Source organism: Leptospira wolffii serovar Khorat str. Khorat-H2, assembly GCF_000306115.2.
In the GTDB taxonomy this organism is placed as follows: Bacteria; Spirochaetota; Leptospiria; order Leptospirales; family Leptospiraceae; genus Leptospira_B; species Leptospira_B wolffii.
In genome coordinates, this window is sequence record NZ_AKWX02000004.1 from 372,612 (window position 1) to 393,305 (window position 20,694).

Annotated in this window: 21 protein-coding genes; 10 read left to right on the forward strand and 11 right to left on the reverse strand. The window is 46.1% G+C overall.

Annotated elements, in window-relative coordinates; genetic code table 11:
• Positions 1–83 precede the first annotated feature (83 nt).
• On the forward strand, positions 84–956 hold the full coding sequence (locus tag LEP1GSC061_RS01745; RefSeq protein WP_016543676.1) for an early set domain-containing protein: 873 nt from the start codon (positions 84–86) through the stop codon (positions 954–956).
• Positions 957–1,048: 92 nt separating this feature from the next.
• Positions 1,049–1,774, forward strand: coding sequence for a hypothetical protein (locus LEP1GSC061_RS01750; RefSeq protein WP_016543347.1), 726 nt, complete (start codon positions 1,049–1,051; stop codon positions 1,772–1,774).
• Between the two features lie 197 nt (positions 1,775–1,971).
• On the opposite strand, the gene trxB is transcribed toward LEP1GSC061_RS01750, so the two are convergent.
• Positions 1,972–2,916, reverse strand: coding sequence for a thioredoxin-disulfide reductase (gene trxB, locus LEP1GSC061_RS01755; protein WP_040507586.1), 945 nt, complete (start codon positions 2,914–2,916; stop codon positions 1,972–1,974).
• Between the two features lie 166 nt (positions 2,917–3,082).
• On the opposite strand from trxB, the gene LEP1GSC061_RS01760 reads away from it, so the two are divergent.
• Together LEP1GSC061_RS01760 and LEP1GSC061_RS01765 are read left to right on the forward strand one after the other, a co-directional pair.
• Positions 3,083–4,396 carry an LA_2490 family SGNH/GDSL-type esterase gene (locus LEP1GSC061_RS01760; RefSeq protein WP_016543924.1) on the forward strand — a complete coding sequence of 438 codons (1,314 nt, stop codon included), beginning with the start codon at positions 3,083–3,085 and terminating at the stop codon, positions 4,394–4,396.
• Positions 4,386–5,819 carry an MBOAT family O-acyltransferase gene (locus tag LEP1GSC061_RS01765; RefSeq protein WP_016544098.1) on the forward strand — a complete coding sequence of 478 codons (1,434 nt, stop codon included), beginning with the start codon at positions 4,386–4,388 and terminating at the stop codon, positions 5,817–5,819. The genes LEP1GSC061_RS01760 and LEP1GSC061_RS01765 overlap by 11 nt, the downstream gene beginning before the upstream one ends.
• Here the strand turns inward: LEP1GSC061_RS01765 and LEP1GSC061_RS01770 are convergent.
• Positions 5,816–6,868: an LA_2486 family SGNH/GDSL-type esterase gene (locus tag LEP1GSC061_RS01770; RefSeq protein ID WP_016544029.1), complete on the reverse strand. Its 1,053-nt coding sequence runs from the start codon at positions 6,866–6,868 to the stop codon at positions 5,816–5,818. The genes LEP1GSC061_RS01765 and LEP1GSC061_RS01770 overlap by 4 nt on opposite strands.
• Positions 6,865–7,407, reverse strand: a complete 543-nt coding sequence (locus LEP1GSC061_RS01775) for a tetratricopeptide repeat protein (RefSeq protein ID WP_016543406.1) — start codon at positions 7,405–7,407, stop codon at positions 6,865–6,867. Before LEP1GSC061_RS01775 ends, LEP1GSC061_RS01770 begins: the two co-directional genes overlap by 4 nt.
• 178 nt (positions 7,408–7,585) lie before the next feature.
• On the opposite strand from LEP1GSC061_RS01775, the gene xerD reads away from it, so the two are divergent.
• The 3 genes from xerD (at position 7,586) to LEP1GSC061_RS01790 (ending at position 9,458) form a co-directional block, all read left to right on the forward strand.
• Complete coding sequence (gene xerD, locus LEP1GSC061_RS01780; protein ID WP_040507921.1) at positions 7,586–8,482, forward strand: site-specific tyrosine recombinase XerD; 897 nt, start codon at positions 7,586–7,588, stop codon at positions 8,480–8,482.
• Positions 8,479–8,925, forward strand: coding sequence for an ATP-binding protein (locus LEP1GSC061_RS01785; RefSeq protein WP_016543965.1), 447 nt, complete (start codon positions 8,479–8,481; stop codon positions 8,923–8,925). The genes xerD and LEP1GSC061_RS01785 overlap by 4 nt, the downstream gene beginning before the upstream one ends.
• Before the next feature lie 131 nt (positions 8,926–9,056).
• Positions 9,057–9,458 (forward strand): LA_2478/LA_2722/LA_4182 family protein, encoded by a 402-nt coding sequence (locus LEP1GSC061_RS01790; RefSeq protein WP_016543525.1) that lies wholly within the window; start codon positions 9,057–9,059, stop codon positions 9,456–9,458.
• Here the strand turns inward: LEP1GSC061_RS01790 and LEP1GSC061_RS01795 are convergent.
• Complete coding sequence (locus tag LEP1GSC061_RS01795; protein ID WP_016543376.1) at positions 9,455–11,176, reverse strand: DUF342 domain-containing protein; 1,722 nt, start codon at positions 11,174–11,176, stop codon at positions 9,455–9,457. The two genes, LEP1GSC061_RS01790 and LEP1GSC061_RS01795, sit on opposite strands and share 4 nt — an antisense overlap.
• A 167-nt stretch (positions 11,177–11,343) precedes the next feature.
• Here LEP1GSC061_RS01795 and LEP1GSC061_RS01800 point away from each other — a divergent pair, with 167 nt between their 5' ends.
• Together LEP1GSC061_RS01800 and LEP1GSC061_RS01805 are read left to right on the forward strand one after the other, a co-directional pair.
• Positions 11,344–11,949 carry an LIC_11485 family protein gene (locus tag LEP1GSC061_RS01800; RefSeq protein ID WP_016543379.1) on the forward strand — a complete coding sequence of 202 codons (606 nt, stop codon included), beginning with the start codon at positions 11,344–11,346 and terminating at the stop codon, positions 11,947–11,949.
• Positions 11,946–12,908 (forward strand): tetratricopeptide repeat protein, encoded by a 963-nt coding sequence (locus LEP1GSC061_RS01805; protein ID WP_016543782.1) that lies wholly within the window; start codon positions 11,946–11,948, stop codon positions 12,906–12,908. Before LEP1GSC061_RS01800 ends, LEP1GSC061_RS01805 begins: the two co-directional genes overlap by 4 nt.
• A gap of 30 nt (positions 12,909–12,938) precedes the next feature.
• Here the strand turns inward: LEP1GSC061_RS01805 and LEP1GSC061_RS01810 are convergent, their stop codons facing one another.
• Complete coding sequence (locus LEP1GSC061_RS01810) at positions 12,939–13,403, reverse strand: chemotaxis protein CheX (RefSeq protein WP_016543578.1); 465 nt, start codon at positions 13,401–13,403, stop codon at positions 12,939–12,941.
• The gene (locus LEP1GSC061_RS01815; protein WP_016543892.1) at positions 13,403–14,620 is read right to left on the reverse strand and encodes a hypothetical protein; all 1,218 of its coding nucleotides are present in this window, start codon (positions 14,618–14,620) and stop codon (positions 13,403–13,405) included. The genes LEP1GSC061_RS01810 and LEP1GSC061_RS01815 overlap by 1 nt, the downstream gene beginning before the upstream one ends.
• 107 nt (positions 14,621–14,727) lie before the next feature.
• Between LEP1GSC061_RS01815 and LEP1GSC061_RS01820 the strand changes: the two genes are divergently transcribed.
• On the forward strand, positions 14,728–15,441 hold the full coding sequence (locus LEP1GSC061_RS01820; RefSeq protein ID WP_016543837.1) for an LIC_11490 family protein: 714 nt from the start codon (positions 14,728–14,730) through the stop codon (positions 15,439–15,441).
• 34 nt (positions 15,442–15,475) lie between these two features.
• Here the strand turns inward: LEP1GSC061_RS01820 and lmtA are convergent, their stop codons facing one another.
• The 5 genes from lmtA to LEP1GSC061_RS01845 all read right to left on the reverse strand — a co-directional run bounded on the left by lmtA (position 15,476) and on the right by LEP1GSC061_RS01845 (position 20,690).
• Complete coding sequence (gene lmtA / locus LEP1GSC061_RS01825; protein ID WP_016544121.1) at positions 15,476–16,234, reverse strand: lipid A Kdo2 1-phosphate O-methyltransferase; 759 nt, start codon at positions 16,232–16,234, stop codon at positions 15,476–15,478.
• A gap of 106 nt (positions 16,235–16,340) precedes the next feature.
• Positions 16,341–17,360 carry a DUF4340 domain-containing protein gene (locus LEP1GSC061_RS01830; RefSeq protein WP_016544050.1) on the reverse strand — a complete coding sequence of 340 codons (1,020 nt, stop codon included), beginning with the start codon at positions 17,358–17,360 and terminating at the stop codon, positions 16,341–16,343.
• Positions 17,357–19,030 carry a GldG family protein gene (locus LEP1GSC061_RS01835; RefSeq protein ID WP_016543910.1) on the reverse strand — a complete coding sequence of 558 codons (1,674 nt, stop codon included), beginning with the start codon at positions 19,028–19,030 and terminating at the stop codon, positions 17,357–17,359. Before LEP1GSC061_RS01835 ends, LEP1GSC061_RS01830 begins: the two co-directional genes overlap by 4 nt.
• Positions 19,027–19,779 carry an ABC transporter permease gene (locus LEP1GSC061_RS01840; protein ID WP_016544041.1) on the reverse strand — a complete coding sequence of 251 codons (753 nt, stop codon included), beginning with the start codon at positions 19,777–19,779 and terminating at the stop codon, positions 19,027–19,029. Before LEP1GSC061_RS01840 ends, LEP1GSC061_RS01835 begins: the two co-directional genes overlap by 4 nt.
• Positions 19,776–20,690 (reverse strand): ABC transporter ATP-binding protein, encoded by a 915-nt coding sequence (locus LEP1GSC061_RS01845; RefSeq protein ID WP_016544130.1) that lies wholly within the window; start codon positions 20,688–20,690, stop codon positions 19,776–19,778. The genes LEP1GSC061_RS01840 and LEP1GSC061_RS01845 overlap by 4 nt, the downstream gene beginning before the upstream one ends.
• Positions 20,691–20,694 lie beyond the last annotated feature (4 nt).

Consider the following 20,694-nt stretch of genomic DNA (forward strand, 5'->3'; position numbering starts at 1 on the left):
TTTTTTCCTTATGTCGGATGTAGTCGGGGGGCCTAGGAAATCCACTTAGGCTTTCCGGGAAAAGCTTCGACAATGGCTATAGTATGATCCGGGTACATAAAGCCAAGACAGTCGCCTTAATCACATTGATCCTGACCTTTGCACTAGCCGCCGAGGAGGCGGAAGATTGGATGGGGGCCTTCCGGTCCGTGGATTACGAGGAGGGAGAAGAAGCTCTTCCTACCGAGAAAATCTATTATTTCTGGCAATTGGAGAATCTTCGGAAGGCGGTTCCGCCCAGATTCATCCGTTTTGTGGACACTGCGTCCTCTTTGAGAACCGGAAGGTTACTGAATCGAGGGGTCCTTTTCAGTTATGAGGGCCTCGAAAACGACGAGGTAAGCGTTTGCGGAGAATTCAACCATTGGCAATGCATTCCGCTCCAAAAGAACGATAAGGGAGTCTTTTACGGAGTGGTGGAACTAGTGCAGGACGATCTTTATCAAGCCAAACCGGCTTACGATTATAAGTTTCGGGTAGACGGGATTTTCTCTCATGACCCTGAAAATCCGGATTCTGTGGAAGACGGCAGCGGTTCCTTGGTTTCCAGGATTTCCTTTCGAGAGGGGGGACCGAATAAGCAAGCCAGCGCACGGGTTCTGGAGGATTCACCTTATGAGGAAAAAGAATTTAGGACCGTGGAATTCCGCATCTACCAACCCCAGGCGGAATCGGTTAGCCTGATCGGAAATTTCAATCATTGGGATCCCGAGTCCGATTTTTTGGAAAAAGAAAGAAACGGAGTCTTTCGTATCGTGAAGAAGTTGAAACCGGGTGAGTACCAATACAACTTCGTGGTGGATGGAAAAGTTACTTTAGATACTTATAATCCCCTTACGTTGCTTCGGGAAGATACGGGAGAAATTTCCTCAGCGCTTCTCGTTCCGGATCGTTCCGGGGTATTGGAAAGGAAGTGAGCTAGGATAAGGGATCTCACTTTTTAGGTTTCCAATTTCGCCAAAAGAAGATTGACCCCCTAGCCCTTGAGCGGATTCTTTAGATCCGCTCTATGGAAAAGCTACGCATCTCCGTCTACCTATTGATCGGAATCATCGTCGTTCTGATCGTCTATGCCTTATTAAAGAGCTGGTTGGTGTACGATCGAGGGATCGAAATCTCCAAGGCTTCATCTAACAAATCCGAGACGGTCTATGTGGAGCCGGATGACGATCTAATGGAATATTCCTCCGTGGCTTGGGGACGTTTTCTCTATTATCCTTTGGGTTTAAATCGGGACCGAGAAAATTTCGGACCTCGTAAGACTCTTAACCACGCGCAGAATCTGGTATTCGTGGACCTACAATCCGGAAGAATCCGAAAGGTATTCCATAAGAGCGTTTATATTTGGGATTATTTCTATGCCCCCGATTCCGGAAAGGCGGTTTCGGATGCGGAGAATAACGATTCTAACTCGGTGGATACGTTTACAGGTCTCAAGACCGGAAAGAGATTCGTAATCGTAGGAATGCCCGAGGATACGAATAAGGACGGATATCTAAACCAAAAGGATTCTAAAAAGGTATTCGTTTACGATCCGATGATAGACGAGCTACTTCCTATTTTGCCTAAAAAGCATTATCTGGAGAAGATCCTTCCGGATTCTCCCCAAGATAAATTGGTTATGATAGTAAGAAAGGAAGAGGAATCGACTCCCGGAAAAAAGAAACCGAATCTTCCAACATTATTTATTTATGATACGGTCCAGAAAAGAGGGCAGGTCATAGACAGACCCTAAGGAGGTGTTCCTTAGAATACGATTCTTTTGCCCGGTTCTCTCGATACAATTTTCCCTTCGGGAAAATCACTCGAGAACCGGCCGCGGATATTGCTCTTAACTTAAACGAAATCTCTGCGCTGTCCCGACCAACCCTCGAACCTATAACAAAATAGAGGCCTGCCTCGAGTAGCCCGCGAAGCGGGCGTATCGATAGGTCATTCCTGGGCTTCCAGCCATCTTTCGGCTTCGAGAGCCGCCATGCATCCGGAACCAGCTGCAGTAATCGCTTGGCGATAGGTCTTGTCCTGAACGTCTCCTGCTGCAAACACACCTTCTACGCTTGTTTTTGTAGTACCTGGTACGGTTTTGATATAACCGGTCTCATCCAGATCCAATTGGCCTTCGAAGATTTCCGTATTCGGTTTATGGCCGATCGCGTAGAATAGACCGCCTACCGCTAAATCCCGAGTCTTGCCGTTCGTCACATCCTTCACCGAAAGGGAAGTGAGTTGGTTTCCGTTACCTTCGGCACCTTCTACAGTAGTATTCCAGATAATCTCGATTTTAGGATGCGTGGTCGCACGCTTTTGCATGATCTTGGAGGCACGCAAACTATCTCTTCTGTGGATAAGATAAACTTTGGAAGCGAACTTAGTGAGGTGCGCCGCTTCTTCGACCGCGGAATCTCCTCCTCCGATCACTGCTAATTCTTTGTTTCTATAAATAGGAAGGGCTCCGTCGCATACCGCGCAGGCGGAGATTCCTTTTTGCCAATAGGAATCTTCTCCTCGGATGAACATTCTTTTAGCGGTGGCTCCCGTTGCTATGATCACGGATTCCGCTTCTATGAGTTCATCGTCCGACCAAATGCGAAAAGGTCTTTTGGAAAAATCCACTTTCGTGATAGTCTGGGTGAAAATTTTAGTACCGTATTTTTCGGACTGGGCTCTGAAAAGAGTAGTGAGTTTGGTTCCGTCGATTCCTTCCGGAAAGCCGGGAAAGTTTTCCACTTCCGTAGTGGTCGTCAATTGTCCTCCGGCCGCGATTCCTCCCGCCATGAAACCCTCGTACATAACAGGGTTCAAATTCGCTCTGGCTGCATAAATGGCCGCCGTATGACCGGCAGGTCCGGATCCAATAATGACTACTTTGTGGGGCATGATCTACCTCAGGAGTTTAGAATGATTCTAAACTGATTTTATTTTTAGACTCTCGAAATGTAAAGTAGATCTTTTTTTCCCAGGATTATACTCTTTTTTTGGGTCCTGTCTCCTTTGGCGAATTCGCTTGCCAGCTTGGGCTGGATCCAAATGCTTTCCAGTATTCATGGATTTAGTTAAAAAGGCGGGCCTCGGCATCCTCTTTTTAGGACTGGTTTTCCTCGGAACCGAACTCGGATTGCATCTGCTCCGAAGTCCTTCTCTCCAATATTATCGAGATTTGAAAGTTCTGCATACATTCCATCCGGAATACTATGTGGCTCTGGAACCGAACGAGTCTATCTATGTACGTCATTTTGCCGGTAAATGGGAAGGTCAATTTACCGTAAATTCCATGGGTCTCAGGGGAACCGAGGATCCGATCCAAGGAAAACCTAAATTACTTTGCTTGGGGGATAGCCTGGTCATGGGCTTCGGGGTGGCCGATTCGGATACCTTCTGCCAGTTACTGGACGGGATAGAACTCTCGGGAGGAAAAAGGCAGGCCCTGAATCTAGGTGTGGATGCTTACGGCTCCCGGGGATCCTATTACAGACTCAAGGACATCGCTCCCCGTTTGGATAATGTGAAGGAGGTCCTATTCTTCATTTCTCCCAACGATTTCGATATGCCCGAAGTTCTCGCGGCTAAGGGAATTCTACCGGACGACCAAACGGACGCTCTTAGGGAAAAGGATCCCAATTACGCCCGCAATTTTAAATTCCAATTTCATTTAACAAGAATTTCTTATACTCTCCAGGCCTTAAAACTTGCATGGGAGCAGATCCTGGTTACCTACGCTTTTACCCGGCTCACAGTGAAGCAGGAGTTGATTTCCGCGGGACTATACCCTCGTTCTTGGCTGGAAAAGGATCTGTCCGAAGGAAAAATCCCTGCGGGATCCGCTCTAGAGGGAAGTATTACCACTTACTTGAAGTCCTCTTTTTATCGCCCAGTGAAAAAACCGGATTGCGGAGAAAAACCGGTCCTTTCCGAAATTCGGGGAATGTGTCCAGAGCCTATTCCCGCACATGTGCAATGTACGGATAGTATGCCATCCATAGATTCGTTGCAGCCACTTCCGGAACTCACCCAAACGTATTACCAAAAGATGATAGATCTTTCCAGAGAGAGAGGGTTTCGCTTGATTCCGGTGATTCTACCTATTCAGATAGAGGAAATCTTCTGCTTCAATAACGGAAAATACCATCCTCTGGAAAATTACGCCTGGAGGGCTTCTACCTTTTTCGAAAAGAGAGGGGTTCGGGTCTTGAGATTTAAGAAGGAAACCGCCTCCATGTGCGGAACCGATCCGAGCGGAAAAAGCTTCGGAGTCTTGGATCATTATATTCCGGAAGACGGGCATTTCACCAAGAAGGGAAATGCCTGGGCGGCAAAGGCCGTTCGAAACAGACTGAAGGAGCCGGATCTTGCTCTTTAATTCCCTGCAGTATTTATTCTTCGCTCCGATCGTAATCGTAGTCTATTTCATCATTCCGGCTAGACTCCAGAAACTTTGGCTTCTTTTGGCGAGCTTGTATTTCTACGCGATCTTTCGAGTGCCCTTTGTGGCTCTTCTCATCTATTCCATCGTGATCACTTATCTCTCGGTGGTTTGGATGGAAAAAAGTTCTACCAAATTCGGAAGATTATTTTTTCTGAATATCGCTATTTGGGGAAACCTGGCTCTATTATATTTCTTTAAATATCTGGATTTTTCCATCGTTGTTTGGAATACTATTTTCGGTTTGGAGCCCTGCGAACCGAATTACGTATACGCCTCGGGTTTACTGCTCCCTATGGGGATTTCCTTTTTTACACTACAGGCCATTGCCTATGCGGTGGACGTGTATCATAAAAAAGTGGAAAAGGCCAAAAGCTTATTCCAATTCGGGCTTTTCTTGAGTTTCTTTCCCCAATTGGTAGCGGGACCGATCATCCGGGCCCAAGATATGCTTCACCAATTCTTGGACACCTATACCTTTAAAAAGGAAAATCTGCTTCCCGGGATCCGTCAAGTCGCTTGGGGATTGTTCAAAAAGACCTTCGTCGCCGATCCGATCGCCGCGGTTGTGGATCCGGTATTCGGCAACCCTATGCCATACGACTGGCTTTCCTTGGCGATTACGGGTTCCCTGTATATTATACAAATGTACTGCGATTTCTCCGGTTATTCCGACGTGGCCATAGGGACGGGAAGAATCATGGGCTTCCATATTCCTATCAACTTCCGTCAGCCTTTTCTTTCCCAGACGGTTTCCGAATTCTGGAGACGCTGGCATATTTCCTTCAGTTCCTGGCTCAAGGAATACGTTTATATTTTCCTGGGAGGAAACAAGAAGGGAGTCGCCCGCACTTATCTGAACTTATTTTTAACCACCTTCGTGAGCGGTATCTGGCACGGAGCGGATTGGAATTTCATCGTATGGGGATTTGTACATGCGAGTCTCATGGTGATAGAAAGATTCGCATTCTCTTTCGAGAAAGTGAAAACAGTATGGGATAAGATTCCTAGCTGGATCAAAGTCGCGTATCCGTTTACCATTTTCGGATTGTCCATGTATTTCTTCCGTGCGAGACCCGTGGAAGGGATCGGTAATAGTGTGGAGGTCGGTTGGGTAATGGTGAGTAGAATGTTCCAAGGAGTCGATGGAAGCATCTTCGTAGGAGTTCCTCTCTCTCTTATCGGAACCGTATTCATACTTATGCTCGGAGATTATCTAATGGAAAAGGAAACTCCATGGGCCGAGAAACTTTTCGAAAACAAGGTTTGGGTCTACGGAGTATCGGCAGTCCTGGTTTCGATCTGTTTTATTCTATACAGCGTAACGGTCAGTCAGCCTTTCCTATATTTCCAGTTTTAGAATTTTTGCAGATCCTTTTCCAATTCGGAAGAAATGAAGCGATACAATCTAGGATTCGGGTGTCCATCCTTAGGGATAAAAACGGGAATCCTTTCTTTTTCCCAAAATTCCCGGATAGGGCCTTGCAGGTCCAAGACCCGGACGCCCGAGTCCTTCGCGATATTTCGGACTTCTTTCACCAATTCGGAATCCACGAACGGCTCGTATTCTTCCGTAGGTTCCGGAAGAAACACTAAAGTCAAAGGAATCCGATTCTTTTCCGTAAAATCGAACAAAGAGAGCAACGCTTTTTTATGAGGGTGGTCCTGGCTTAAGATTCCCGCTTCCGAAGGCAGGACCCGATTCTCCGCAGCTTCCGGTTTCCATTTTTCGAATAGAATCTTACTCAGATTGAATAATGCGCTGTATCGGGAGAGAGTAAATACGGCTCTAACAAGAATCCTTTTTTTCCAAGACGATAGTAAGGATTCTTCCCGAAACGAATCCGTCAGATCCGAGATGTGATAGATCCAGTAAGCCGCGATCGGTGAAGAGCTGACTTTTACGACTTCCTGTAGTCTTTCCCGGATTCCTAACGAGCCGACCGCATCCACCCCTAGATTTCTTATTCTGAATCGTTTTTCATTTCCATCCGCCCAGGATTGGATCTGCCAGGAAATCGTTTCCGGATCCGAGACTAAATATCCCATAGCCACGGAATCTCCTAGGATCCAAACTTCTTGTCCGTAAGTTTGCGTATCCGAAGTTTCCTTAGAGATTCTCTCTCCTAAACTATCCGTTCTGACTCTATATCTGGAATCCTTTTCAGGATGGTAGAGAACGATATCCCGATTCGGGCATAGACGGATCCAAGGAATGGAATCGGAGAATAGTCCCTCAAGAAAATTTTCCCCCATGCAATGGAGTATCTTATCGTCCAACCGGAATCTTACGGAAGGGAAGAAGGGAAGTCTAAGAGCCCCTTCCAAAAATAAAAAGCAAAGGATAGAATATGATAGAAATCGAATGAATTTCCCCGGGAACCGTAGACCGAGTTTGGGATTTCTCATTTGAGAAGAGAATCCTGAAAGACTTTCTCCTCGCAGAGACGAAAAAGTCTCGCAGATGCAGGATTCGCTTCGGGGATTCGATTCTCTCGGAAACGTTTTCTTTCCTGAGAATTCTTTTTACCATCTAAAATGCAGGAGGTCAAAAATTGAGCCAAGCTATCTCTGTCCTTGTCCCAGCCTTCCGAAAATCCTTTTAGAACCGCGTCCGCTTCCGTTTTGGATCCCGCTAATAAATAAATTTCCAAGAGATATAAGAGTATATCCGGATTCTTCGGTTCTTTTTTGCGTGCCTTTTCCAGATACATCGCCGCCGAACCGGGAGCTTGACCGCTTTCCGCGAGAAGGATCCCTAAATTTTTATTCGCAGCAAAATTCTCCGGATTTTCTCGAAGAGCTAAATCGTAAAAATAGAGCGCCTCGGCTATGTTTCCCCGCGACTCTTTTTCCCTCGCCTTCGATGCTAATTCCCCCGAGGAATCGCAAGTTGCAGCTAATAGGGACATAAAAATAATTGTGGCGTATCGGAGCTTCTGTCTCATTTCCGTAGTTTTTTTCCCTTATGGGATAAGAAAAAGGGCGGTTTTTGCCGAGAATCGGCCGTCGAATTTGTACAATTTACGGGCCTTCCCATACCGCAATCTTAAAAAAGTTTCAACCTGATGGGACAATTTGTCCGAAGGATTTAGTACTGTAATAATCGGAAGCGGGACTAAGAAAGTGACATCTTCTCATAAGAATCTACTGCAAAATTTTCAAGAATACCTCTCTGTTGAGAAGGGCCTGAGCGACAATTCGATTTACTCGTACGGATACGACCTCAACAAGTTCAAGAACTTTCTCGAAAAAGAACATCTCGACTTCCTGGAAGTCCAGGCGAACGACATAGTTCGATTCCTGAACGAGGAAAGGAACCGTAAAATCTCAGCGAAAACGATCGCGAGAGAAGTGGTAGCCATCCGCCAATTTTATAAATTCTTAAAAGACGAGAAGAAACTGGATTCCAATCCTACGGAGAAAATCGAAACTCCGGAAGTGATGAGATCCATCCCGGATTACCTCACTCAAGAGGAAATCGAGGAACTCTTTAACGTAATCAAAGAAGACAACCTCTACGAACTCAGGGACAAATGCATTTTCGAACTTCTTTATTCCTCCGGGTTGAGGATCTCCGAAGCATGCAATTTAAGATTGACCGACATGGATATGTCCGGAATGACCCTGACTGTGGAAGGAAAGGGCGGGCGCCAGAGACTGGTTCCGTTCGGCGAAAAATCCTTGGACATCCTGAATCGTTATCTGAAGCAGAGCAGGCCCTATATTCTGAAAAATAGAAACTGCGACTATCTGTTCGTTTCCAAAAAAGGTTCTTTCATCAACCGCAAGTCAGTTTGGAGACTTCTGAACCATTATATCAAGCGCACTTCCATCAAGAAGAAAGTCACTCCTCACACTTTGAGACACTCTTTCGCGACTCATCTACTCGAGAATCATGCGGATCTTAAATCCGTTCAGGAACTCTTGGGCCATATCGATATCTCCACCACGCAGATTTATACTCATATGGCGAACAAGACCCTGAAGGAAGTTCATAAGAAATTCCATCCGAGAGGATGACCTTTTCGGATCGTATTTTGGCCGAGCCGAAGCAAGTCGACTATTCCAACCAATTTCGGATCCAAATTCCGTCTCATCCGCGCTACGTAACTGTGGCGCGGAATTTCGTTTATAATTTGGCTAGAGAAGGCGGATTCTCCCTGTACGACGCCGCCGATTTGAAATTAGCGGTGGGAGAATGTCTCTTGAACGTGATTAAGCACGCCTATCTCGGACGAACGAATTATCCCATTTTTTTGGAAGTCTCCCTTTTGGAGAATAGGATGGAGATACGAATCCGGGATTTCGGCGTTCAGAAAAATCTGTCCGAGATCCGAGGATACGACCCCGGAGATTATAGAGAAGAAGGGATCGGTCTTTTTCTTGTGAGAAAATTGACGGATCATTTCTATATCGATCAGTCCGGAAAGGGAAACAGGCTTATTCTGACTAAGCTCAAATAGTCGGAAATTTCTTTCTTTATACTGATTTTCGCGTGTTAACGAGTTGCGAAAAATTCGTCTCCTCCTAATATACGAATCGTTCCGTTCGGGAATTTTTCGATCCGAAATACCCTTAAACTCGATTGTCCTAAATGAAATCCATTTTTTTTCCCACGATTCTGATTCTTTCCTTTTGTTTTTCCTGCCGGAAGGGACCGTCCATCAGCAAGGATGAGGTCAAGAATCTGAGCCAGGCCTATATCAAGCAACTCTGTAACAAGAATTTAGAATGTTCTGCGGAATATTTGGAATCTTTGCCCGCAAAGGAGCAGGATGCCGCCAAGTCCGGATTCTCCTCCTTGGAGCAATGTATGGCGGAGCAGAATGAAATCTCCATTTTACCCGACGAATACGAAAAGGTAACCGACGAGCAGATCTCCAAGGTAAAGCGGTGTATGGACGATTTGTTACGGACTCCCTGTGCTCAGATGGAGCAATCCGGAGGAATTCCTTCCTGCAGGGAACTATTTCCGGAAGATAGCAGTTTAGATTAAGCGGACTCCGAGGTTCCCGAGTCGGAGCCTTCTTCTTGTAGTATCCCTAATCTTTTAGGTCTTACTTTGGAATGGGCGATTTGACCGTCTCCTCCCAAATACAGATAGGAAGGTCCCGGAATTTCCTTGAGCTTTACGCTGAATTTTTTGTTCCTACCTAGATTCACTTCCACTCCAGGAAAAATCTCTCTTTCTACTTCCACGTAGGAATTTCGGTCCGGATCAAAGGAGAGTAGTGCGGATTGTTCCTGGGCGTAAAGATTTTCCAGAATGGAATGGTATTTTTGTCTTATGGCCTGGAGCTTGGGAAGACTGTCTTTTTCTTCCTGGGTAAGTTGTCTTCTCTGGGAATCGTCTGCGAGTTTTTGCAGACTCGTATCCACTTTTTTTAATATATCCTGGTTCTTACGGATCTCGGATTTCAGTTCTTCCAGTTCGGCCAATAACTCCGGAGGCATTCCGCAGCTGAGTACCGTTTTTGTTTCAACGACCGCGCCGAGTTTCGTGCAGGTGATATTCTTACCCGCCACGCATTGGCCTCCTATGATTTCCCCCCGTCCTCCTCTAACGATCACGGATTCTCCGGCTACCAATTCGGAATGCATGGAGGCTTCTTCTATAAAAATGGAATTTTTGGCGCTGATCTTTCCCTGTTCCACGAATTTAGCGTAGATATCGGAACCGGACTCGATGAGTCCTCCGTTTCTCCCCATAAAGCCTCCGGAGAGTACTATGTCTCCTCCCGCTTTCAGAAAAACCTTGCCCACGGATTTTTTTACTATAATGGAACCTTCGGTCTCCAATGTGAAACCATCCGCGATGGATTCCTCGACGATGATGGTTCCGGGAAAATTGATATTTCCCGTGGAAAAATCCACATTCTCCAATAAACAGACCTCGTCTACGCGGATCACCCCGTACCGGTCCACTAAGGGGCGTCCGTCTATGAGAGAAGATACTACGTTTCCGTCTTCGGAAATCTTAACGTTCGGTCCCAGCTTCCATTCTGCGATCTTACCCTCTTCAAAACCCAGGGTGTCACCGTTTACGTTCTTGCCAGGCTTTCCCGGTTGGGGAGAAACCTTCTCCGCCAGTTTTTGGTTCTTCTTTACGCTTTGTATGATCTGAATATTCTTAAAGTCCACTCTCCCGAACTCGTCTTCTTCCAGAGTGGGGACGCCTGGATGTTGGAATAGGATACGAATATCTCCGTCTTTGCCGGGAACAGGATGTTCTCCTTCTGCGATTAGGATTCGTTTTCCGTATTCTTGGGCCTGGGCTAATTTTTGGATGGAATCTTCTTGGATTCCGAAAACGACTCCATGGCGCCCGAGTTCCGATAAAATTTCTTCTTGGGTGAGTAGTCTGCCCCCGAATTTGGGAGGATGAAGGATGCCGTGGACGACCATACGATCTTCGGAGATCTTTAGGTCCAGGCTACAAGGTTCCGGTTTGCCCGGCCATTTTCCGACCAGATGGGGTTCCGTGTCCTTTAATTTTAGGATGCGTTTGACTTCGTCCTCGGAGACTCCCGAGATCTTGAAGACTTGCAATCGTTTTAGAATTTCTTTGTATTCGACGGGTTTCCCTTTTTTACCTGCGGGGAAAACGGTTAGGTATGCGAGTCCGTCCAGATTTTCGACCTTGAAGAATCCGTTCTCGTTCTCTTCGAGATCTTTCAAAAAGGATTCCGTAAAATTACTGATAGAGTCGCTCATTCTAAGGGGCCGTTGTTGGAGCCTGGTTCCCATCCTGTTTTTTACAATCGAAAACCTGGAAAAAGACTTTAGGCTCGATTCGAGGAAAAGAGAAGAACCTGGTTCTTTTTTGCTAAATTATGTCCTTGAAAATTCGGGATTTCGGTCGATGATCTAAATAGACTGTTATGGCCTTCAATCCGTTTTCCATTCTGACTAAAATTCGGGAATCCATAGACGGGATTTTGGGAAATCTACCTCCTAAGACCGTAAAAACGATCGCAATGGCGGGTCTTGCCTTGGCGGTACTCATAGCGATCGCCCTGTCCTGGTTCAGTTTCCAAAAAGGATTGGAGATGGCGGGAGAAGAGGATCGCGCCAAGGTTCTAGACCGTAAGGCATTATTCTTAGAAGATATAGAAAGAGACTACAATAGAAAGCGCAAGGAAATCCATTGGAGTGATCCCTCCTACTCGGATTCCGGTTCTTCCTCCTTGGATATAGAAAGGTATTCTTTGGATAAGCCGAAGGAAGGTCCCGTGTCTCCTAAGCCGGAATTGGAAGAAACGGATAATATACGAAATTCCCGGAGAAGAGAAGGGGATTCCAAAGTATTCTTTCCGAACGACGAAGATCGCCCTCCTAAAGAAGATTTGGGGGCTCCGGGTACGTCGGGTAATTCTCCCCAATTGGATTCCGGGGCTAAGACCGGCACCGGATCTTCTGGCGACGCAGGAGAATCCAGATTGAGTCGTCCTCCTAGAAAAGAACAGAAGCTTAGGACGAACGAATGAATTCTCGCTTACGCATTCTATTTTTCGGGTTCGCTTTATTCCTATTTTTTACCGGAAATTCCTTTGCGGATATACCCTTGCCTTTTCCGGATTCTCCCGATGAAAATCCGACCACCTCGGAAGCGGAAACTTCTTCGGAAGATAAGCTTGCGGATTCCGAGAAAAAGGAAATCTCCGCAGAACCTGTCGCATCTTCTCAAACAGAAGAAGCAATCTCCAACTCTCCCAAGGAAGACACCGTAGTTCCTAAAAAGATCGCGACCCGTTCCACTAAGCTTCCGAATCTAGGAGAAAAAAAAGAGAAGAGGTCCTCAAAGAAAAAGGACGCTCAGGATCCTAGTCTTGCCGCATATGAGAGGGGACTAGTGAGACTACGAAACGGACAAAAGGAAGCCGCCAAGGAGGAATTTTCCAAGGCAGCTTCTACGGAAGGAACAGCTAGTTCCCAAGCAAAATTAGAATTATCTAAATTAGGAGAATCTAAGGCTCCCGATTCCGGATCGGATGCCGGAGTCGACGATTCCGTATGGAAGACTTCTCTGGAAACAGCCAGGTCCCTTAGGGCCCAGGGTAAGAATTCCGAGGCGGAATCCATTCTTCTCAAGGTGGCTACGGAAGGTGGAAACGAATTCCGTTCTAGAGCCTTGTTGCAACTCGGGGACATGATGTTTCGCCAGGGCAAGTATCAGGATTCTAGATCCTACTTGATGGATTTTTGGAATCGTTTCGGTAAGAATTATCCGAGCGCGGAGGATTCCGGTTCCAAGGAATTCAAGAGCCAAAGGGAAGAAAAGGAATTAGGAGCCTATCTCTTGTTCAAGTCCAGCTATAAGGCGGGCGAAGGGGAATGGGCTAAGCGCTTTCTCAAAAAATATCTGGATAAAAGCGGCGCCGAATCTTCGGGAAGATATTCTCCACTTCGGGCGGAAATGGAGACTCTTTCCAAAAGCGATCTATAAAAACCGAGAAAGGATCTTTCGTTCGGTTTTTTAAGTTAAGGAAACGTTGACTTCTAATTTTCCGAATTTGGAAAATAGACTGATTCCCAGAGCTTGCTTTCTAGGGATCTTGATCGTTTCGTTTTTGGCGTCCACGATATTCGGAGCGGTGATCTCTATGGACTGGCCCGCGGTCGCGAAAATATTCATCGCATTACCTGTGGTCATGTTCGCGATCTCACCCAGGATATCCTTGTATTCGTTCTTGATATCTTCGTCGCTCATACCGGGCATCAATTTCTTCGCGATCTTGTAAGCCGCGTCATAATTCAGTCCGTAGACGACTTCGCCATTGAACGTACCTAATACGCCGATGATGATAGCTAATTCTAAAGTAGTTTCGGGAGTATCTTTGATCCCGATCTTACCACGGATCAGATCCGTATTCAGTATGTCCCGGAAGACGATCGTTGCGGCTTCCAGGAACGGATTCACTAACTCGGCGCGGATTTGCATTATTCCTCCGAAGCGGATCTCGACTCTTTTCTTTCTACAGTAGTTTCTTCTTCCAAAGATTGCGGAATTTCCATCAAAATTCCGCCTACGATAGCGGCCGCATCCCTCACTCTTAAATAAGACGGATCCGTTGCTCCGAATTTCAACCCGGAGAAGGAAACTATCGCATATTTATCCATATCCCGGTAGGGTCCCAGATTCTTTTTTTGGATGGAATCGGGGAGGATAATGTCTTGGAAGAATCTTTTGTCCGCAAACAGTGAGTAATTATTCTTTCCGTCGTTCAATTGTTTGAGCTCGGAAAGAGAACGGTTCCTGACGGAAACGGTATTTTTTCCTAATAAGCCGGCGATTTTACGGATTCCGTCCGGTTCGTTTTGGAGGCTGACCAATTTTGCCTTGGCGGATTCGAGGGCGTTTTTACGCGCTTCTACTTTGTATTTTCCTCGAAGAACGACTTTTCGTTCTTCGAAAGGTATGGCCTTGCCGTCTTTGCCTTTCGGAGTATTTGGATCCAGACTTTCTTTCTGATAGAGTTCCATGAGTTGTGCATCCGTCGGCTCCAGATTCAATTCCGCTAATTTGGAAAGATCTTCGTCGGTGTAAATCACCGCGTCCAAATCAACTTTGGCTCCCGAGGCTTCCGATTGGATTTCCAATTCTCCGTCCGTACGTCTGAGATCGGAAAGTAGGAAGTTTTGTTGGATATTTTGCTGGATCGTCGCCTCTACCCGGAAACGAATAGATGCTTCTTGCAGTAGTTGGCGATATACCTGCTCCGGCTTTTTCATATCGTCTTCGGAATATCCCGCACCGTGAATGGAATTTTTAGAGGCTTTTTGAGCCTCTTCCCATAGGGAAGAACGAAGGGATTCTTCGGTATAAGTGTATCCCACTTCTTTTGCGATTCGGTTTATCGTGTAAAATCTTTTGAGGATCATGAAGGCGCAGTCGGCGAGCTGGCCGTTGGAGCCTTGGCCTCCGAAATACATATAGCATTGTCTTCTTGCGGAGTTAAAGAAGTCCATGGGGACGTCTTTGCCTCCGATTTCTCCGGCGCTGATTCCGCCTTTGCCGGTAAGCATGTCCATTCCGGCTTGTTCCACATCCGGTTTGAGGAGCATAATGATCAGCATAAGGACTAGAATCCCTAAGAAAACCGTAGCTCCCACTTTGAATAAAATATCTTTGATCGTAATTCCGTCTGGTTTCGTCATAAAACTGCGCTTCCAAGAAAGACTCTTCCGTGCGGGGAATCTGTAAAGGAGAAAAACCGTCCGAAAATCGCTTCAGAAAGAGAGCAAAAGGATAGATATTTATAATAATGCTCTATATTGCCTTAGCACTGATTTTAGTCGGCATTCTCTGTTTTATTTATGTTTCCTTCCAAGCCGGGCCCAAAACGGAGTCGGGAGGTATCGGGTTTGCACGCGGGAATGGGAGCTCCTACCCCCAGAGGGAAAGAAAGCATTCCCAAGAGGCTTTGGCTTCCTTAAGGAAAACCAATCGATCCGAATCTCATTCTCAAATGGACCAGGTATTTGCCGAAGAAAGGAAGATTCTCGTAGGTTCTTCTAAAACCCGCCTCGAATTTCCGGAAGAACCGGAGGAGACGATGGAAGAGATCGTTACTCATCCTTTGAGCGAAAATGAGGAAGATAGAAATCGTAAGGAAATCAAAGAGGAAGTCGTGATGCAGGAAACTCCGAAAGAAGAAGAATGGTCCATGGAAGGAATTCTGTTTCTGGACCTTTCCGGCAGATTGCCCTACGAATCCTTACAGGAAAGAATCCGGCCCGAAAATTTGAAAGGGTTTAGAAGAATGGGTAAAGGAAGGATCCGGGAAATCCCCGGCGGTTTTAGTTTCCTGGCTAAGAATTCCGAATTCAGCTATAGATTGGATGAGGTGGAAAAAATCGTTTTTTACGATCAGGGATTCGCTCTGCTGCCTTTGAAAAGAGAATATCCCACTCCCGTTTTCCTTACCCAGGAGACGGAAAAATTCAAGACCTACCTGGATTATACCGCGAAAGGTTGAGATCTCCCGGACATCCGGGAGATCCGTGTAGGTTTTATCTTCCTTCCACCTGCAATAATTTCGTAGTCTTGACGATGATTCTGGTTACGATATAGAAACCGGCCCCGATTCCGAAGACCCAGATTTGAGGAAGTGTGATCGCTTCCCAGGGTTCTTGCCAAGAATGGAAACCGTTTAGGAAGCTCGCTCCGAAATCGAATAAAACGAAAATCACCACGATTCCGAATAGGCTAGGATATTCGCGTTTCAGTATATTCCGGAAAGAAAAGGAAAGTTTAGGACGAACGTATCCGGAGAATTTCGGAAGAAAAGCGGGGATGCGATTCGCCCAGCTTAAGTAGGCTTCTCCGAATTTATCTCTCAGGAATTTTTCCTCGGCGAACATGATTCTTTCGTAATAGAATCCGAAGAATAAAGCGAATACAAGAAGAAGGGGAATATCCCGGAAATACAGAACGGGCCCCAGATAGAGTAGAAAGTTTCCGAGATAGAGAGGATGACGGACCAAGGAATAGATTCCTTCCTGGTTTACTACGTCGGCTACCTGTTCCTTGGTATTTCTACCGGAAGTGCGGGCCGGGGCGTATCCGATTACGAAACAGCGTACCGCCAGTCCCAAAAGACTCACGAAGAAGCAGCCCGCAGCATAGTATAAATTCAATTCGTAGGAATCTTCCAGAAATTTATAATTCGAAAGAGAATACAAGCAGAGTAGAAGAATGAAGCCCGGGATGTAGGATCTCCAACGAAATAAGAAATTACCCTGCTTATCCAATTCTTCGATTAGAGCCATACATCATCCTTTGCCCTTGGGCGGTCTTAGGGAAGCAAACTTCTTCCCGCCTTAGGTGTCAATCAATGATTCCGAAGGATTCCACGCCGTTCTAAATCTAGAATTTTTAGAAACTTTGGGTAGAGGCTCCGGGGGAGACTAGGAATTCGGAAAGATCCTTTTGCAGGATTCTTTCCAGATTCCAAGTATCGAAGACTAGTTTATAAGGAATACCCTTTCTCTGGACGACGAAGCTTCCTAGTTTGGTGGTGCCTATCGGAGAGACGGTAAACAGATCCGTTTGGGTACGGATTCGGATTTGAAAATTCTGCCCTTTGGGAACCGGCTTGATTTCTTCCGAGGAATCCAAGAGAACCTCATCGGCTCGGAGCGTTTTCAGGAATTCCAGAAATTTTTCAGCTTCTTCTTTGGAAGCGGGTAGGTCCCTACCGGAGAAATGTAGGATCCATTCTCCTTGTAGATTTGTATCTAATCGGAATTCTTCTCCTCTGCTTTCGCTAGAAACGAAAATTTCGGATACTTTTTCCCTACTAGGAAATTCCGGAATAAGGGAACGGGTTAGAAAATGATCCCTTTTTCCGGCCCCGGTGAGCAACTTTAAGTTTTCTTTAACTAACCAGATCCGATTCTCCTCGTCTAGAACGTAGGTACCGGCGGATCTGGGCGCTAAGGCTCCCACTATAATCTTCCCCATGCTCTTTCCGGACGGATCCAAAAGTTCCAAGATCGGTTCGTCTCCGTTCAATCCGAATTCGGAGGAGGAATTTCCTTTAGCGGAAGCTAGGGTAAATTTTCTAAGAGAAAGGATTCCCTCTAAAAGTTCTTCGATCCTTGCGGTATCTCCCGGCACGGAAAGATTCGAGTCCAATCTAACGACCCAGCCGTCCAGGTCTCTTTCCATCCTGGTTTCCTGGCCTTTTCTTCCGCTAAGAATGGTTCCTACTCCGTCTGCCGAAACATCGAATATGGGATCCGCATTTTTGTAATCCCGTCTAAAAAGTCCAAACGGGTCCGAGAGTAAGACGAATAATACGAAAAGCGCCGCATTGAGAGAGGCAAGGCTAAGTCCTGGAAATCTTAAAACGGAAGCCTTCATGGAGCGAAGCAAATCCTCGATTTTACTCATTGGGATAGGCTCCTGGACCTCAGTCTCCTAAATCCGTATAGACCGAGTAAAAGCGGTATTACAAATACGTTGAAAAGGGAGATTCCGGTCTCCAGTCCGAAAGGCAGATCCTTCAGATTTAGGATTGCGGAATCTTTCGTTCTGGCAAGTACCAAATCGTCCTCGCCCCTCATCAGGTCGATCATATTCAAGAAAAATGGAATATTCGAATTGCGAAGAATATCCCTAAAATCGGGATAAGCCAGAAGATCCGAGACTAGATAAGGAGTACCGATTACCAGTAATCTGCTGGTTTTGGATTCCGGAGTGTCGAGTAGAGTCCCTTTTTGAGAACGTATTTGCGGATCTGAAAAATAGGAACGAAATCTTCCTTCGCCGATCACCGCAAGAGAAAATGGACCTCCGTTCGCTCGAATCGGAACGGATTGCAGTTGCTTTTCCCCCAAAGAGATCGGTTCCGCTCTGGATTCGGCCTCGGTTCCGCTTTTTGCCAAAACTTCATATTTGACGTTTTTCTGTTTTTCGGAAAGGATTTCCAGGCTGGAAGTCCAAGGAAGCAATAGATTTTCCTGGTCCTTCGTATAAGGGCTCGAGGAGTTTAAGCTTTCCGTCTTTCGGGAAGTAACGATCCAAGGAGGATACGGATATCTTCCCAGGATCCCAGGTTCCAGCTCTATAACGGCCCCCATGGGAAGGGACTCGTCCGGATCCAACACGATATCCGAATGGATCCGTATTCCATAATGTTCTAAAATACGAATCATATCCGATGCGTTCGGATTCCTTTGGGCTAGACCCGCGCCCATTTCCCCCGCTAAAAGCCCGAATCCGGATCCGGAAGATTCCATTTGGAACTGCATGGATTCGGCGAGAACGATCAGATTTCCGCCGTCCAAAAGGAATCGGTCCAGTTTTAGCGTAGCGGTATCGGAGAGAGAACCCGCTCCGATCCAAAAGACCAGATCCACCTCGCTCGGAATCGGATCCTTTTCTAAATCGATTTCCAAGACGGGACCGTATTCGGAGGATAATACCTGACGAATGAAGATCCCTGCTCTGTCTTTAGGAGGAGAGGATTCGGAAAGAGTCAAACTTCCGGAGGTTCTAAGCACGGCGATTCCGGAGTCCCTGTCTCCACGGGACATTTTTCGAACGGAACTTAACACTTGGTATTCTATCTGTTCCGGCAGGAAGGCCAAGGAAAGTGCTTCATTCCGATTTCCTAATGTAAGAGAGATTCCTAAATACACCTGTTTGACGGATGCCGAGTCCCTGGAACTTCTCTCCAGGATTTGGGGTTCTATTCCCGCTTCCTGCGCTTTTCTTGCCGCCTCAGGCGACTCGTCCGGATGGTGGAATCTGAGCGCGACTTTTTCTCCACCGATAGCCGCCATCTCTTGTAAAAGGCCCTTAGAGATTTCCAATCGGGAAGAATATTCGCTGGGTATACGGGAAGAATAATAGGCATCTATATAAAGAACGGAATCCAGATCCGAGAAGACCTTTTGGGAGCTTTTGGTAAGGCCGAATCTTCCCGAACGGGAAAGGTCCGCACGACAGCGACCCGTGGAAACGATCCCGTTTAAAAGCAGGAGTAATAGGATTCCGTTCGCGAAGATAAACCAAGGTTTATTCGAAATTTCGAATAGAGGAGCGAATAATTCCCTCATCTGTATCTGCGCTCCAAAAGAAAGATATTCGCATACAGATTCGCTAGGATAAAGCTGATATAATAGAATATATCTTTTCCGTCCAGGATCCCCATTCTAAAAGATTCGAAATGCGAGGAGAGGGAAAGAAATCCGGCAAAGGAAAAGGAACCTCCGCCGAAAAATTTCAAAACGGGTTGGGTTCCCAAAAGAAAAAGAAATAAGCAGACTAATAAGGAAAGTATATAAGAACCGATTTGGTCCTTGCCGAAGAGCGATAGAAAGGTTCCTAGGCTGATATAAGCCCCCCCTAAAAGATAACAGCCGGTATAACCCGCAAATACGATTCCTAAATCCAAGTCTCCGAAGGCCCAGACGGAAAAAGGAATCGGAAGAGTGAGAATTAAAACGAAACCGAGGTAGGCCCAAGCGGCTAGGAATTTTCCTAAAACGATTTCCGATTTTAAAAAGGGAAGAGTGACTAGTATCTCCAGTGTCCCAGATTTTTTTTCCTCGGACCAAAGCCTCATGGTAAGCGTGGGAAGAAATGCTGTGAAAAGCAGGGGAGTCCAGAGGAAGTAATCGTCCATACTCGCGATTTTTTTCTGCCAGAAGGATTCTTCTCCTAAGCCGTAAAAGAATAGGAAAGAGGATAAGAGTAAATACGCCGCCGCGAATATATATCCGATCTGGGTATTGAAATACGCTTCCCATTCTTTTTGGAAAACGGTTCGGATATTTCCGTAGAATCTAAATAAAAAAGGGATCATGGATTTCCCGTCCAATCTTGGAAGGCGGATTCTAAACTCTTCCTTGCGATTTTATACTCTATGATCGAAAAGGAACCGGATCTCAGTATTTCGAAGATTTCTTCCGGTTTCATGGATTCGGATTCCAATCTGAATTCCCGATCCGAATCGGATTCTGAAGCGAGTGAAATTTTGAGATCGGTTCCGGTAAACTTTCGTTCCAGAGTCCGTATATCCGTTCTGGCTCGTAAAAGCACCGCATCCTTTCCTTTCCAGTCGGAAACAGGACGATCGGCTATCAGATTTCCATTATGTAAAACGAGAACGTGTTCGCAGAGTTCCTCCACTTCGGATAGAATATGAGAGGAAAATAAAAGAATTTTATCTTTCGCTAAATTACGAATTGTGGATCTAAATTGGGATACCTGCAGGGGATCCAGGCCGGAACTGGGTTCGTCCAGCACAATTATCTCCGGATCATGGATGAGTGCGCCTGCGAGTGCGAGTCTTTGCCTGGTTCCTCTGGACAAAACTCCCGCTAAGGTATGCAGATCCGAGCGTAGATCGCAGATTTCTAGGACTTCCTTTCTTCTTCTTCTTAAATTCTCTCCCTCAAGGCCCCGGGCCTTGCCTAGGAAATCCAATGTCTCGTAGACAGTCATATCAGGATAGATAGGCGCCGATTCCGGAAGATATCCTAGATTCTTTTTGAATTCTATCGGATCGTTTTCTAAAGGGAGCCCGTTCCAGAAGACGTTTCCGGAATCCGGTTTTAAAAAACCGGTAAGAATTCTAAGTACGGTGGTTTTTCCCGCGCCGTTTCTACCTAATAGACCCGTGATTCTATTTTTAGGAATTTCGAAGTTGGTTGGAGAGAGAGCGATCTTTCCCGAATAGATTTTAGAAAGATTTTCCGCTCTTAGGGAACCCACGGGA